The 14,446-nt window shown below is 64.7% G+C and carries 15 protein-coding genes; 7 read left to right on the top strand and 8 right to left on the bottom strand.

Going from position 1 to position 14,446, the window contains the following annotated elements; genetic code table 11:
- Nucleotides 1-26 precede the first annotated feature (26 nt).
- Together PST29_RS07845 and PST29_RS07850 are read left to right on the top strand one after the other, a co-directional pair.
- Entirely contained in the window at nucleotides 27-641 is a 615-nt protein-coding gene (locus PST29_RS07845; protein WP_060838052.1) for an RNA polymerase sigma factor, read from the top strand.
- The gene (locus tag PST29_RS07850) at nucleotides 635-868 is read left to right on the top strand and encodes an anti-sigma factor family protein (protein WP_060838053.1); all 234 of its coding nucleotides are present in this window, start codon (nucleotides 635-637) and stop codon (nucleotides 866-868) included. The genes PST29_RS07845 and PST29_RS07850 overlap by 7 nt, the downstream gene beginning before the upstream one ends.
- Before the next feature lie 135 nt (nucleotides 869-1,003).
- Here the strand turns inward: PST29_RS07850 and PST29_RS07855 are convergent, their stop codons facing one another.
- The 3 genes from PST29_RS07855 to PST29_RS07865 form a co-directional block, all read right to left on the bottom strand.
- Entirely contained in the window at nucleotides 1,004-2,326 is a 1,323-nt protein-coding gene (locus PST29_RS07855; protein WP_060838054.1) for a putative porin, read from the bottom strand.
- A 330-nt stretch (nucleotides 2,327-2,656) separates the two neighbouring features.
- A complete protein-coding gene (locus PST29_RS07860; protein WP_060838055.1) occupies nucleotides 2,657-3,058 on the bottom strand; it encodes a hypothetical protein in 402 nt (133 codons plus the stop codon).
- A complete protein-coding gene (locus PST29_RS07865) occupies nucleotides 3,039-4,406 on the bottom strand; it encodes an MFS transporter (RefSeq protein WP_060842764.1) in 1,368 nt (455 codons plus the stop codon). The genes PST29_RS07860 and PST29_RS07865 overlap by 20 nt, the downstream gene beginning before the upstream one ends.
- An 84-nt stretch (nucleotides 4,407-4,490) precedes the next feature.
- On the opposite strand from PST29_RS07865, the gene PST29_RS07870 reads away from it, so the two are divergent.
- Nucleotides 4,491-5,396 (top strand): LysR family transcriptional regulator, encoded by a 906-nt coding sequence (locus PST29_RS07870; protein WP_060842765.1) that lies wholly within the window; start codon nucleotides 4,491-4,493, stop codon nucleotides 5,394-5,396.
- A gap of 84 nt (nucleotides 5,397-5,480) precedes the next feature.
- Nucleotides 5,481-6,605 (top strand): GNAT family N-acetyltransferase, encoded by a 1,125-nt coding sequence (locus PST29_RS07875; protein ID WP_060842766.1) that lies wholly within the window; start codon nucleotides 5,481-5,483, stop codon nucleotides 6,603-6,605.
- 16 nt (nucleotides 6,606-6,621) lie between these two features.
- Here the strand turns inward: PST29_RS07875 and aqpZ are convergent, their stop codons facing one another.
- From aqpZ to PST29_RS07900, 5 genes are all read right to left on the bottom strand, one after another.
- Nucleotides 6,622-7,320: an aquaporin Z gene (gene aqpZ, locus PST29_RS07880; protein ID WP_060838059.1), complete on the bottom strand. Its 699-nt coding sequence runs from the start codon at nucleotides 7,318-7,320 to the stop codon at nucleotides 6,622-6,624.
- A gap of 338 nt (nucleotides 7,321-7,658) precedes the next feature.
- A complete protein-coding gene (locus tag PST29_RS07885) occupies nucleotides 7,659-9,491 on the bottom strand; it encodes an ABC transporter ATP-binding protein (protein ID WP_060842767.1) in 1,833 nt (610 codons plus the stop codon).
- 91 nt (nucleotides 9,492-9,582) lie between these two features.
- On the bottom strand, nucleotides 9,583-10,146 hold the full coding sequence (locus tag PST29_RS07890; protein ID WP_016967472.1) for a peptidylprolyl isomerase: 564 nt from the start codon (nucleotides 10,144-10,146) through the stop codon (nucleotides 9,583-9,585).
- Nucleotides 10,147-10,149: 3 nt separating this feature from the next.
- A complete protein-coding gene (locus tag PST29_RS07895; protein WP_060842768.1) occupies nucleotides 10,150-10,953 on the bottom strand; it encodes an alpha/beta fold hydrolase in 804 nt (267 codons plus the stop codon).
- 29 nt (nucleotides 10,954-10,982) lie between these two features.
- Nucleotides 10,983-11,906 carry a LysR family transcriptional regulator gene (locus PST29_RS07900; RefSeq protein WP_060838062.1) on the bottom strand — a complete coding sequence of 308 codons (924 nt, stop codon included), beginning with the start codon at nucleotides 11,904-11,906 and terminating at the stop codon, nucleotides 10,983-10,985.
- Between the two features lie 49 nt (nucleotides 11,907-11,955).
- Here PST29_RS07900 and PST29_RS07905 point away from each other — a divergent pair, with 49 nt between their 5' ends.
- The 3 genes from PST29_RS07905 (at nucleotide 11,956) to PST29_RS07915 (ending at nucleotide 14,149) form a co-directional block, all read left to right on the top strand.
- The gene (locus PST29_RS07905) at nucleotides 11,956-12,270 is read left to right on the top strand and encodes a hypothetical protein (protein WP_060838063.1); all 315 of its coding nucleotides are present in this window, start codon (nucleotides 11,956-11,958) and stop codon (nucleotides 12,268-12,270) included.
- A 158-nt stretch (nucleotides 12,271-12,428) separates the two neighbouring features.
- Nucleotides 12,429-13,028, top strand: a complete 600-nt coding sequence (locus tag PST29_RS07910) for an FMN-dependent NADH-azoreductase (protein WP_060842769.1) — start codon at nucleotides 12,429-12,431, stop codon at nucleotides 13,026-13,028.
- Nucleotides 13,029-13,285: 257 nt separating this feature from the next.
- Entirely contained in the window at nucleotides 13,286-14,149 is an 864-nt protein-coding gene (locus PST29_RS07915) for a carboxylate/amino acid/amine transporter (protein WP_060838065.1), read from the top strand.
- Nucleotides 14,150-14,446: the final 297 nt, after the last annotated feature.

Raw genomic sequence — 14,446 nt, forward strand, 5'->3', positions numbered from 1 at the left:
AACCTGCATGATTGAACGAGGCACGAATGGCTGCTGCAGATGACGCGCAACTGCTAGAGCGCCTTTTGGCGGGTGAGCAAAAGGCTTACAAGGAACTGGTCAGTACCTACCAGAGCGCCATGCGCGCGGTGGCTTACGCCATTGTCGGCAATCGCCATGCCGACGAAGTGGTGCAGGATGCCTGGCTGTCGGTGGTGCGCAATCTGGCGGGCTTTCAGGGGCGCTCCAGCCTCAAGACCTGGCTGCTGACCATCACCGCCAACGCAGCCAAGGGCCGCTACAAGCAAAATCGCCGGGAAGTGTTGCTTGATGACCTGCCCGCGCCCCATGGCACGGTTGGCGATGAGCGTTTTTCCTCCACGGATGGCCACTGGCTGGTGGCGCCTTTCGCCTGGCACGAAGACACCCCCGAAGCCTTGCTCACCGAATCCGAGCTGCGCGACTGCCTGGAACACACCCTGCTCAGCCTCTCGGAGCTGCAAAGCAGCGTCCTGCTGCTGCGTGAGCGCCAGGGCCTGGAGCTGGAAGAAATCTGTAATCTTTTGGGGCTCACGCTCTCCAATGTCCGGGTGCTGTTGCATCGGGCACGTCTTAAGGTCTTCGCCACCGTGGAGCATTTTGAGGAAACCGGCCAATGCTGACCTGTAAGGAACAAGTGGCACGCTCCAGCGATTATCTCGATGGTCAGTTGAGCTTTCGCGAGCGCCTGATGGTGCGCCATCACCTGCTGTTCTGCCCCAATTGCCGGCGATTCATTCGGCAGATGCGCCTGCTCCAGGCCACCTTGCGGGTGTTGCCGGAGCCGCCCCTGGAGGGCTTGGATGCCTTGGCCGAGCGTCTGGCGACGCAACGCAGCAAGGACGTTTGAGAGGGAAAAACACAGGCCGGCGCGGCGACGACGAACGGATGATGGAGGAGCGTCGCCCCGCGCCGGACTGTTGAAACCCGGCAGAGGCTGCTCGCGGTTGGCGCGGGCAGCCTCTGCAGTGTACGAGCAGGTCGCTTAGAACTTGGCTTCGGCGTCCAGCTGCAGGGTGTTGGTATTGGCGTCGCGCTGGGTGCGGCTGGAGTAGTCGGCCTTGGTCAGGAAGTAGGTCGCGCCCAGGGCGAAGTTCTTGTCGATGTCGTAACCGACCTTGAACTTGTGGCCACGGGAACCGGTGGTGCCGTTGGCGAAGTCGGAGTCGGTAAAGGCGCCGACCACGGCATTGCGCTGCACGTCGCGGTAGTTGTAGTCGAGGTTGAAACCGAACACTTTCGACTTGGCGCCCAGCAGCCAGGCGGTGTCCTGATCGTTCACCGCATCGTTGTTCTTCACGTACTGGCCGTAGAACGATAGCGGCATCGGCAGGCCGCCGATGTCGATCTGGCTGAAACCTTCGTACAGGCGGAACTGGTTGTCGGCCGAGTTGCCGTTGACCGCCAGGGCACAAGGCGTGGAGGTGCCGGTGCAACGGCTGTCCTTGTCGTTCTGGTAGGCATAGACGCTGCCGCCGACGGTCAGCTTCAGATTGTCGGTGATGGCGAAGCGGCTACCCAGTTGGCCGGCGGTCAGGCGCAGGTCGTGACGGAACTGCACGCCTTCGCCGTCGACGTTGTCCTTGAGGCTGTAGTTGCCCAGGCTGCCGAACAGTTCGGCACTGCCGCCCAGCGGGTACTTGTAGGTGACGGCCAGGCCTTCAGGGTTGATGTCGCTGTCCCAGATCACATCGCCCATGCTGACCCAGGGTTGCAGCATCTTGCCGCCGATCACGTGCAGGTTCTTGACGGCGTCCGGGTGATAGTCGATGTAGCCCAGGTCCAGCCAGATCTGTTTCTTGTCGAAGTAGTTGTCCATGTCCTGGTTGGTGGAGCGGGCATCGTCGCCGCCGCCGGTGGCGATGCGGATGCCGGTGTCCACCTGCGGGTTGATCTCGCTGTAGGCGCCCAGGCGGGCACGGATGCGCTGACGATCCTTGTCGCGGCCGCCGTTGTTGGATTCGCCGTCGATCTTGACGGTTTCCTGGCGGACCCGAACGTCGCCCTTGAACTGAGTCTTGGCCGCCCAGGCCAGCTTCTGGTCGAAGGCGCTCAGCTCGTTGGCTTTCTTGGCGGCCGCCGCCACTTGTTCGTTGGTTTCTTGCTGCGCTTGCTGAGCGATTTGCTGGGCCTTCTGATCCTTGGCCAGCTCGGCTTGCAGTTCAACGTACTGCGCCTGGGAAATCGAGCCGTTGGCCTTGAGCATGTCGAGCAGTTTGGCGTCGACCGCAGCACTGGCGGGAACGCTCATGGCCAGTAACAGGCCGCCACACAGGGCCGCCGCGGTTTTCGTGGAAGCAAGACGCATAGCAATCTCCGAAGGTAAGAGTGGATGGCTCAACCATCCAGGACACAACCGACCTGTGCAGATCGGAAAACAGTGGTCGGGTAGAACCCGGCGCTCTAAAAACAGGCGCCAGTATCACGATGGTTTATGACAGCGGGGTGGCAAAGTAATGGCGTGTAGATGACGATTGCTGACGGCAATGCCCCCTGGGCGAGGAGCGTTGTTGGTGCCGGGGCAGGGGGGATGCCGGGGGCGACCGGCCGCCGTTCAGTGGGCGGGTGTCGCGCCGCAAGAGGTCAGAGAAGCGGGGCGGGCGGCTTGGCCCGAGCTTGGGGCTCGGGCCTGGCGGGGTCAGGGGCAGGTGGTTTCGTGCAGGTACAGCCACTGCGCCGAGTTGTCCCGGACACGGATGATCGCCAGGGACAGGCGCGCGGTTTCCAGCGAGTCCAGGCGGTGGACTTCCTTGTAGCGGATCGCCGCACACGGGCCTTCCTGCCACACGCAATGCAGGTCGCTGAGGCGGATTTCCAGCCCCGGGCGCTTGCCCAGGCCCGCGTGAAACAGCTGTTGCACCTGCTCGCGGCCGACCAGGGCGCCGCCGGTGGTGACCATCTGGAAGTCCTCGGCTAGCAAGGCCATCAAGGGTTCGAGGCAGGCTGCGCCGTCCCCCTGCCGGTTGCTGAAGACGCTGTGAATCAGTTGGTGAATACGCTGCACGCTGTGTTGCGCTTGTTCAATGATCGAGTTGGGCATGGGGGGCCTTCATGGTGGGGAGTTGGTTCAGGGTCAGCAGCGGCAGCAGACCGGCCGCAGCGGCCAGCAACAGGCTCAGGTGGTAGGCGCCGGTGGCATCGGCGTACCCCAGCAGCAGGTTGTAGAGCATCAGCAACCAGGCGGCGCCGAGGCTGAACGCCACCTGCCGGTTGATGTTCCAGATCACGCTGGCCCGGTGTGTATCGGCGCCGTTGAAGTCGAGCAGGGCAGTGGTCTGCGCGGTGTTGGCGCCGGCACCGCCGCCCAGGCCCATCAGCAGGTAGGCCATCATCAGCAGCGGCAGGTCGGCGGCCGAGTCGACCCAGCACAAGCTGGCGATGCCGGCGCTGTGCAGCACCAGGGCCATGGCGAACAGCCGCGCGGCGCCCAGGCGGTTGTAGCAGTGTCCGCCCACCAGCATCGCCAGCAGCGCGCCGGCGGCGTACAGCAGCATGAACATGCCGCTGTGCCGGGCACTCAGGTGCAGGTGCTCCTGGAGGAAGAACAGGCTCAGCAGATTGACCCCGGTGAAGATCCCCGGAATGGCGTGATAGATCGCCACCGACAGGCCCAGGCGCGGGTTTTTCAGCAGCCGCAGTTCGACGATCGGACGGGCGCAGGCCCGGCAGTGGCGGCGATAGCACTCGGCCAACAGCAGCCCGGCGATCAGGCTCGGGGCCGCCTGATACGCCGGGTAGCCGCTGCCGTACAGCGACATGCCCAGCAGCAGGCCGCCGAGGCTCGCGCTCACCAGCAGCAGGCCGCGCAGGTCCGGGCGATCCGCGGGCGCCGAGGGGCCAGGGGCGATCCAGCACCAGGACAGCAGCGCCGCCAGCAGCGACAGCGGCACGCTGGCGAAGAACACCCAGCGCCAGGAACTGTGATCGACAATCGCGCCGCCCAGCGTCGGCGACAGTGCCGGCGCCAGCAGGGCCACGGCCATCACCAGGGTGGAGATCCGCGAGCGTTGCGCGCCCTGGAACAGGTTGAAGGTCAGCGCCTGCCCCAGGGGAATCAGCAGGCCGCCGGCCATGCCCTGGACCAGCCGCCAGAACACCAGCGACATGAAGCTGTCGGCCAGCCCGCACATCAGCCCCGCGCCGCTGAACAGCAGCATCGAGGCGCAGAGCACCTGGCGGTTGCCGAAGCGCCCGGCCAGCCAGGTGCTGATGGCGATCACCAGCGTCAGGCCAAGGATGTAGGCATTGGCGACCCAGGCCACGGCGGCGCTGGACACCTGCAAGTGGCCGGCAATGCTGGGCAGGGCCACCGCCGACATGAAGATGTTGACGCAGTCGATAAAGAACCCGAGGAGAAATACCACCGCCACTTTGTATCTGTAAGTCATGCCGTCTCCCTATTTGCGCGCAGCTTAGGGAGCTTGGGGGCGGCGTGTCGAGGTGCCTATACTTGACGCATTGTTTAACAGGATTTGACAGTGAGCGATCATTTTCACGGCCAGCTGCACCGGGTGCAGACCTTCCTCGCAGTGGTCGACTTCGGCTCCTACACCCGCGCCGCGCAATACCTGGGCATCAGCAAGGCCATGGCCAGCCTGCATGTAAAGACCCTTGAGCAGGCACTGGCGAGTACCTTGCTGGTGCGCACCACGCGGCAGGTGACCCTGACCGAAACCGGCGAGGACCTTTACCACGAGTTCAAGGGGATTGTCGCCAATATCGACACAGCCTTCGACAACGTGCTGCATGGGCGCAACCGGGTCAGCGGCAAGCTGCGCATCAGCTCCACGGCGGAGTATGCCGAGACGTTCGTGCTGCCGATCCTGCCGCTGTTCACCGCGCGCTACCCCGAGGTGCGCCTGAGCTATCACTTCAACTCATCGCTGAATGATCTGGTGGCGGAAAAGCTCGACCTGGTGATTCGCCTCGGCCACCTGGCGGATTCGGGGTTCAAGGGACGCAAGCTGGCGAACTACGCCATTGCCCTGGTGGCCAGCCCGGCGCTGCTTCAGGGCCGGGAGTTGCAGCGGATCGAGGACCTGAGCGCGCTGCCGTGGATCGGCAACAGCAACCTGGCCGGGCCGCCGGGTTGGACCTTCAGCCATCCGCGCCGCGGCGAGGTGGAGGTGAGGGTCAGTCCGGGGCACGAATCCAACTCGGCGACGGCGATTCGTGCCCTGGCCCTGGCGGGCCTGGGGCTGGCGGTGCTGCCGGAGTGGATGGTCCTCGACGATCTGGGCAGCGGCCGCCTGGTGCGGGTCCTGCCGCAGTACGGCCTGGCCCCGCAGCCGGTGCATGTGCTGTTTCCCAACAGCGCGCACCTGCCGCGCAAATCCCGGGTGTTCATCGATTTTCTTGCCGAACACCTGGGGCATTGAGGGGGGCAGGGTACTGGCGGTTTCGGTGAGTCCGGGGATGGGGGATACTCGCCGGGTCGTTCGATCTGAATTCCGGGGACCCCCATGCCGCTGCAATCCTTGAACAGTCTGTCTGCCGTCGATCCTGTGCAATGGGATGGCCTGCTCAAGGATGGGCAACCCTTTGTGCGCCATGCCTTTCTCAGTGCCCTGGAAGACAGCGGCAGCCTCGGACCGCGCTCGGGCTGGCAGGCCGAGCACCTGTTGCATGTGGAGGACGGCCGCCTGCTGGCGGCCCTGCCCAGCTATCGCAAATGGCACTCCTACGGTGAGTACGTGTTCGATCACGGCTGGGCCGATGCCTGCGCGCGGGCCGGTATCGACTATTACCCCAAGCTGCTGACGGCGGTGCCTTTCAGCCCGGTCAGTGGCGCGCGGGTGCTGGCGGCGACCCAGGCGGATGCCTTCGAGCTGTTGAAAAGCCTGCCCGGCTACCTGGAGAGCGAAGGGCTTTCCAGCGCCCATATCAACTTCACCGACGACTTCAGTGACGCCGCCCTGGAACAGCAACCGGGCTGGTTGCAGCGCCTGGGCTGTCAGTTCCATTGGCAGAATCGCGGCTATCGGGACTTTCAGGATTTTCTCGACGCCCTGAGCTCGCGCAAGCGCAAGCAGATGCGCAAGGAGCGTGAGCAGGTGGCGGGGCAGGGCTTTGATTTCCAGTGGTTCGAAGGCCATGAACTGGACGAGGCGCACTGGGACTTCGTCTACGCCTGCTACGCCAACACCTATGCGGTGCGGCGCCAGTCGCCCTACCTGACCCGGACCTTCTTCAGCCTGCTGGCCGAGCGCATGCCCGAGGCGATCCGCGTGGTCCTGGCCAAACAGGGCGGGCGCCCGGTGGCCATGGCTTTCAGCCTGGTGGGCGGCGACAGCTTCTACGGCCGCTATTGGGGCTGCCTGGCGGAGTTCGACCGCCTGCATTTCGAGACCTGTTTCTACCAGGGCATGGAGTACGCGATTGCCCAGGGGCTGCAACGCTTCGACGCGGGAGCCCAGGGCGAGCACAAGCTGATCCGCGGCTTTGAACCGGTGCTGACCCGTTCCTGGCACTACCTGCGCCACCCCGGCCTGAATGCCGCGGTGAAGGATTTCCTGCAGCAGGAGCGCAGCGGTATTCGTGCCTACGCCGAGGAGGCGAGGGACGCCTTGCCCTATCGGCAGGCGTGACCCTCGCCCCTTTGCGTCAGCTGTCTTCCTTGCCCAGCCAGCGGTAGACCACGCCACCGATCACCGCGCCGAGGATCGGCGCCAGCCAGAACAGCCACAGCTGCTGCAACGCCCAGCCGCCGACGATCAGCGCTGGGCCGGTGCTGCGGGCCGGGTTGACCGAGGTGTTGGTGACCGGGATCGAGATCAGGTGGATCAGGGTCAGGGCCAGGCCGATGGCGATCGGCGCCAGCCCCGCTGGGGCGCGCTTGTCGGTGGCGCCAAGGATGATCACCACGAACATCAAGGTCATCACCAGCTCGCAGACAAACCCCGCCGCCATCGAATAGCCGCCGGGGGAGTGGGCGCCATAGCCGTTGGAAGCCAGCCCCGAGGCCAGCTCGAAACCGGGCTTGCCGCTGGCGATGAAGTACAGCAACGCCGCGGCGATCACCCCGCCGAGCACCTGGGCGACGATATAGGCCGGCAGTTCCCTGGCCGGAAAGCGCCCGCCCACCACCAGCCCTACGGACACGGCGGGATTCAAGTGACAACCGGAGATATGGCCGATGGCGAAGGCCATGGTCAGCACCGTCAGGCCGAAGGCCAGGGCGACGCCCAGCAGGCCGATGCCGACATTGGGAAAGGCCGCGGCGAGCACGGCGCTGCCGCACCCGCCCAGGACCAGCCAGAAAGTACCGAGCATTTCGGTAACGGAACGTTTGAACAAAGACATGAGTGAGTCCTTGATAGGTCAACCTATCAACGCGATACAACTGTTATGCATCCCGCAGGTTAACTACAGGTTCCGCTCCGGAACCTAGGGTCAGTACAGCAGGCTTTCGGCGCAATTCCAGTCCGCAAAAAAACGCCAGGGCCCCTGGAAACGGGGCCCTGGCATCGCGAGGCACAACCTTCTGCAACTGATTGCAACCTGTAGCCGCTGCCGCAGGCTGCGACCGAGTCCGCAGGACTCGCAGAGCGATTGACCAGGCAAACCGCGGATGCAGGTTCTGCGGCCCCTGCGGTGCCGATCGCAGCCTGCGGCAGCGGCTACAGATCAGTTGCCGCCGGTCAGTCGATGCCGACGAATCCTCCGGTCTGGTGCTGCCACAGGCGTGCATACAGACCGCCACGGGCCAGCAGTTCGGCGTGGGTGCCGGTCTCGGCGATGCGCCCCTGTTCCAGGACCACCAGGCGGTCCATGCGGGCGATGGTGGAGAGGCGGTGGGCGATGGCGATCACGGTCTTGCCCTGCATCAGGGTTTCCAGGCTTTCCTGGATCGCCGCTTCGACTTCCGAGTCCAGGGCCGAGGTGGCCTCATCCATGATCAGGATCGGCGCGTCCTTGAGCAGTACCCGGGCGATGGCGATGCGCTGGCGCTGGCCGCCGGACAGCTTGACCCCGCGCTCACCGACATGCGCATCGAAACCGGTCCGGCCCTGGGCGTCGGACAGCAGCGGGATGAACTCATCGGCGCGGGCCTTGCGCACCGCTTCCCAGAGTTCCTCGTCCGTGGCGTCGGGGCGGCCGTAGAGCAGGTTGTCGCGAATCGAGCGGTGCAGCAGCGAGGTGTCCTGGGTGATCATGCCGATGCGTTCGCGCAGGCTTTCCTGGGTCACTTCGGCGATGTTCTGGCCGTCGATGAGGATCTGCCCGCCCTGCAGGTCGTACAGGCGCAGCAGCAGGTTGACCAGGGTCGACTTGCCGGCCCCGGACGGACCGATCAGGCCGATCTTCTCCCCGGGACGGATGTCCAGGTTGAGGTCGCTGATCACCTTGTTGGCCTTGCCGTAATGGAACTCCACATGCTCGAAGCGCACGCCGCCGTTGGCCACGGCCAGCTTGGGCGCCTGCTCGCGGTCGGTGAGCTGCAGCGGCTGGGCGATGGTCTGCAGACCGTCCTCGACCATGCCGATGTTTTCGAAGATGCCGTTGATCACCCACATGATCCAGCCGGACATGTTGACGATGCGGATCACCAGGCCGGTGGCCAGGGCGATGGCCCCGGCGCTGATCAGCGACTGGCTCCACAGCCACAGAGCCAGGCCCGTGGTGCTGACGATCAGCAGGCCGTTGAGGCTGGTGATGGTCACGTCCATGGCGGTGACCACGCGCCCGGCCAGCTGGCTTTTCTCGGTCTGCTCGGCGATGGCCTCGCGGGCGTAGCTCTGCTCGAAATGGGTGTGGGCGAAGAGCTTGAGGGTGGTGATGTTGGTGTAGCCGTCAACGATCCGCCCCATGAGTTTGGAGCGGGCGTCGGAGGCGTCCACCGAGCGCTGCTGGATGCGTGGCACGAAGTAGCGCATGGCGCCGATGAAGCCGGCGATCCACAGCAGCAGCGGGATCATCAGGCGCCAGTCGGCGTCGGCGAACAGCACCAGGGAGCCGATGGCGTAGATGGTCACGTGCCACAGGGCGTCGATCACCTGCACCGAGGAGTCCTGCAGCGAATAGCCGGTCTGCATGATGCGCTGGGCAATGCGCCCGGCGAAATCGTTCTGGAAGAAGTTCAGGCTCTGGCGCAGCACGTAGCTATGGTTCTGCCAGCGGATCAGGCTGGTCATGCCGGGGTTGATGGTCTGGTGCATCAGCAGGTCGTGCAGGCCGACCATCAAGGGTCGGAACAGCAGGGCCACCACTGCCATCCAGGCCAGTTCCAGGCCGTGGTCGGTGAATACCCGGGCGCTGGGCGTGCCCTGGGCCAGGTCGATGATGGTGCTCAGGTAGCTGAACAGCGACACCTCGATCAGGGCCACGAACAGGCCCACCACCAGCAGGGCGACGAAGCTCGGCCAGACTTGCTTGATGTAGTGGAAGTAGAAGGGCAGGACCCGATTGGGCGGGGTGGCGCTGGGGGCGTCGCGGAAGATATCGATCAGTTGTTCAAAACGACGAAAGAGCATGGGGGGCTTGAAGCCCGGGGTACGGGCTCTCCTGTTCTGAAAGCGGACGGGGCGCCGGGTGGGGCGCCGCCGTCGGGACAGGCTGGCGGATTCAGTCGATGCGCTTGGCCGACTTGATCAGCACCGGGTCCACAGGCACGTTTTGCATGCCTTGCTTGGTGGTGGTCTGGGAATTGACGATCTGGTCCACCACGTCCATGCCGCTCACCACCTTGGCGAATACGGCGTAGCCGGCATCGCGGCCCGGGTCGAGGAAGGCGTTGTCGGCGACGTTGATGAAGAACTGGCTGGTGGCCGAGTTGGGGTTGGAGGTGCGGGCCATGGACAGGGTGCCGCGTACGTTATGCAGGCCGTTGGAGGCTTCGTTCTTGATCGGGTCGCGGGTGTCTTTCTGCACCATCTGCGCGGTGAAACCGCCGCCCTGAACCATGAAGCCCGGGATCACCCGGTGGAAGATGGTGTTGGTGTAGAAGCCGCTGTCGACGTAGTCGAGGAAGTTCTTGCTGGAGATCGGGGCCTTGACCGGGTCCAGTTCGACTTCGATCTTGCCGAAGCTGGTGTCCAGCAGGACGTGGGGCGCCTTGGCCGGTTGGGCGGCCATCAGGTTGGCAGCGAACAGCACGGAGCCGGCGACGAGGGCGATTTTTTTCAGCATGGTTCAGTGATCCTGGGTGGTGGTGTCGACTGTGGTTGTGAAGTCCAGCAGGGTTTGGTTGAAGCGCTGCGGCTGGTCCAGCGGGGTGGCGTGACGGGAATCCTCGATCACCACCAGCCGTGCATCCGGCAGCAGTTTGACATAAGCCTCCTTGACCGCCACCGGGGTGTAGTCGTGGTCGGCGCTGACGACCAGGGTTGGACAGGTGATACGGCCCAGACGTTCCTGCACCCCCCAGCCGACGATGGCGTCGAAGCTGGCGAGATAAGCACGTTTGTCGTTTTTTGCCCAGCGCTCGGCCATTTTCCGCCGCAACTCGCCTTGCTCGGGCTTGGGAAACAGCCGCTGGCCCAGGGCCTGGCCGATGGTGGCCAGGCTCAGCACCCGGGCCAGGCTCCAGCGCTTGAACCACTGCCAGTAGTCGTTGGCGCTGCGCACCTTGACCTCGGGGGCGCTGTTGACGATGCACAGGCTTTTGAGCAACTGCGGCTGATCCACGCCCAGCTGGAAGCCGATCATGCCGCCCATGGACAGCCCGACATAGTGCACGGGGCCCAGGTTCAGGTGTTCGATCAGCGCCACGATATCGGCGGTGAAGCCCGGGATGCTGTAGCGCTCCCGGGGTTTGTCGGAGCGTCCGTGGCCACGCAGGTCGGGGACGATCAGGCGGTAGCGGTTCGAGAGCTCGGGGATCTGCTTTTCCCAGTCCTGGGCGCTGGAGCCCAGGCCGTGAACCAGCAGCAGGGGATCCCCCCGGCCGTATTCCTCGTAGTGCAGGGTGCAACCTTCATGCTCGAAATAGGCCATGGCAGAACTCCTGTTCTGGTGAGTGGACGTCAGGCTTGTTCGGGGGCGGCAAAGGGCGCGTCCAGGGGCGCGGTGTCGAACGTGCGCAGCAGTTCCACGAGGATCTGCGTGGCCGGGCCCAGGGGTTTGTCCTTGTTGGAATAGAGGAAGAAGGTCGGGTGGCGACTGCCGCCCTGGTCCAGGGGCAGGACCTTGAGCAGGCCTTCGCGCAGTTCCCGTTCGATCAGGTGCCGGGGCAGCCAGGCAAAACCCAGGCCGCTGCCGACGAAGGTCGCAGCAGTGGCCAGGCTGCCCACGGTCCAGCGTTGTTCGGCGCCGAGCCAGCCCACATCCCGCGGTTGCTGGCGGCCGGAGTCGCGGATTACCACTTGCAGCTGGCTTTCCAGGTCCTGGAAATGCAGCTCCCGTTGCAGGCGGTGCAGGGCGTGTTCCGGGTGGGCCACGGCGACGAACTCCACCGAACTCATCTCGGTGCCCAGGTAACCGGGAATGTTGAAACTGCTGATGGCCAGGTCGGCCACGCCTTCGAGCAGCACTTCCTCGACCCCGGACAGCACTTCCTCGCGCAGGCGCACGCGGCAGCCGCGGCTTTGCGGCATGAAGGCGGTCAGGGCGCGCACCAGCCGCGCGTTGGGGTAGGCGGCGTCCACCACCAGCCGCACTTCGGCTTCCCAGCCCTGCTCCATATGGTGGGCCAGGTCTTCCAGCTGGCTGGCCTGCTTGACCAGTTGCCGCGAGCGGCGCAGCAGCACGCCGCCGGCTTCGGTGAGCACGGCCTTGCGCCCGTCGATGCGCAGCAGCGGCACACCGAGCTGGTCCTGCATGCGCGCCACGGTGTAGCTGACCGAGGATTGCGAGCGGTGCAGGGCTTCGGCGGCCTGGGCGAAGCCGCCGTGGTCGACCACCGCCTGCAGGGTGCGCCATTGATCCAGGGTCACGCGGGGCGCTTTCATGAGGGACTCCTCTTGTCCTAAGCTGGCGCTCCTTATTGGAGACTGCCGAATGAGAAAATTCTGTTGTGTGTTGCTGGCGTTGTTGCCTCTCTGCGCCTGGGCCTATCCCATCGATGTCGAGAAGCAGCTCAATGGCCTGAGCATCGATTACACCGCCTACGACACCGATGAAGACATCGGCTCCATCCAGTTGAACAACTTCGGCAAGCGCGATGCCCTGTGCTCGGTGGTATTTCGCAATGGCCCCGAGTCGCCGCGCACCCGCAAGGTGGAAGTCGCCGCGGGGCAGAGCAAGAACGTGACCGCCAAGTTCAACCGCAAGATCATCAAGCTGCGCCTGGAACTGAACTGCCAGGCCAAGTGATCGAAGCAGGCCGGTCCAGGGGGATTGCACAGGGGCCGGCTGTGCTTATAAACGAATTTATTGATTGGTTATAGCAGTTATTTGCGCTTTTTCATCGATATCACTCTGTTTAATCTGCGCTCCATCGACTTACGCATACCCCGATGGAGGCTTCAGCCATGTCCCGCGTCCTGATCATTGAAAGCAGCGCCCGCCAGCAGGATTCCGTATCCCGGCAACTGACCCAGACCTTTATCCAGCAATGGCAGGCCGCTCACCCCGGCGACTCGATCACGGTCCGCGACCTGGCCCGCCACCCGGTGCCGCACCTGGACGCCAACCTGCTGGGGGGCTGGATGAAGCCCGCCGAGCAGCGCAGCGCCGCCGAGCAGGAGTCCCTGCAGCGTTCCAACGAATTGACCGAAGAGTTGCTGGCCGCTGACGTGCTGGTGCTGGCCGCGCCGATGTACAACTTCGCCATTCCCAGCACCCTGAAGGCCTGGCTGGACCATGTGCTGCGCGCCGGGGTGACCTTCAAGTACACCGACACCGGGCCCCAGGGCCTGCTCACCGGCAAGCGCGCCTACGTGCTCACTGCCCGTGGCGGCATCTACGCCGGCAGCAGCGCCGATCACCAGGAACCCTACCTGCGTCAGGTGATGGGCTTTATCGGTATCCACGACGTCGAGTTCATCCACGCCGAAGGCCTGAACCTGGGGGGCGACTTCCATGAAAAGGGCCTGAACCAGGCCAACGCCAAGCTGGCCCAGGTGGCCTGAGCCAGGAGCTGGGGCCCAGGCGCCCCTCAGCCAGGGGCTCGGCGGCGCCGTTAATCCGCAGATAATCCCCCGGTGTTGAAGTAGCGCCTGCGGATCCCCTTCAAGCCGGTTCGCGCATCGAACCTCCCTTTGCACTGGTTGCTCCTTCAGTGCCGACGCCCGATTGCACGCTTAGCGAGATCGGGCTTTTTTTTGCCCGGGATTTCATCTGCGCGGGCAAAACCGCTATCGTCGCCGCCATTCAAGATGAGGCGAACATGGGCTATCTACTTTTTGTCACCCTGATCCAGGCGTTTTCCTTCAGCCTGATCGGCGAATACCTGGCCGGGCATGTCGACAGTTACTTCGCGGTGCTGGTGCGGGTGCTGCTGGCGGGGCTGGTGTTTCTTCCGCTGACCCGCTGGCGCCGGGTGGAGCCGGCCTTCATGCGCGGCATGCTGCTGATCGGAGCGCTGCAGTTCGGCATCACCTACGTGTGCCTGTACCTGAGCTTTCGCGTGTTGACGGTGCCGGAGGTGCTGCTGTTCACCATCCTCACGCCGTTGCACGTGACCCTGATCGAAGACGCCCTGAACCGGCGCTTCAACCCCTGGGGCCTGCTGGCGGCGCTGGTGGCGGTGGCGGGCGCGGTGGTGATTCGCTACGACAGCGTCAATCCGGATTTCTTCATCGGCTTCTTGCTGCTGCAACTGGCCAACTTCACCTACGCCGCCGGGCAAGTGCTGTACAAGCACCTGGTGGCGCGCCATCCCAGCGACCTGCCGCACTACCGGCGCTTCGGCTACTTCTACCTGGGCGCCTTGCTGGTGGTGCTGCCGGCGTTCCTGCTGTTCGGCAAGGCCCATTACCTGCCTGATGCGCCGCTGCAATGGGCGGTGCTGCTGTTTCTCGGCCTGGTGTCCACGGCCCTGGGCATGTACTGGTGGAACAAGGGCGCGTGCCTGGTGACCGGCGCCACCCTGGCGGTGATGAACAACCTGCATGTGCCGGTGGGGCTGTTGATCAACCTGCTGATCTGGAACCAGCACGAAGACCTGGGGCGGCTGATGCTGGGCGGCTTGGTGATCCTTGGCGCGGTATGGATCAGCCGCCGCGGTGCCCGGCCCCGCCTGATCCCATAACCCGCAGGAGCCGCTGATCTGCCGGAGCCGGCTTGCCGGCTAAGAGCCCGCAAGCCTTGCGTCTGACCGGTCAACGCCTTCGCTGATCGGTAGGAGCCGGCTTGCCGGCGAAAGGGGCCGCAAGCCTTGCGCCTGACGGGCCGACGCTTTCGCTGATCTGTAGGAGCCGGCTTGCCGGCGAAGAGGCCCGCAAGCCCTGCGCCTGAACGGCCGACGCCTTCGCTGATCTGTAGGAGCCGGCTTGCCGGCGAAAGGGTCCGCAAGCTTGGCGCCTGACGGGCCGACGCTTTCGCTGGC

Source organism: Pseudomonas sp. St29 (genome assembly GCF_001547915.1).
In the GTDB taxonomy this organism is placed as follows: Bacteria; Pseudomonadota; Gammaproteobacteria; order Pseudomonadales; family Pseudomonadaceae; genus Aquipseudomonas.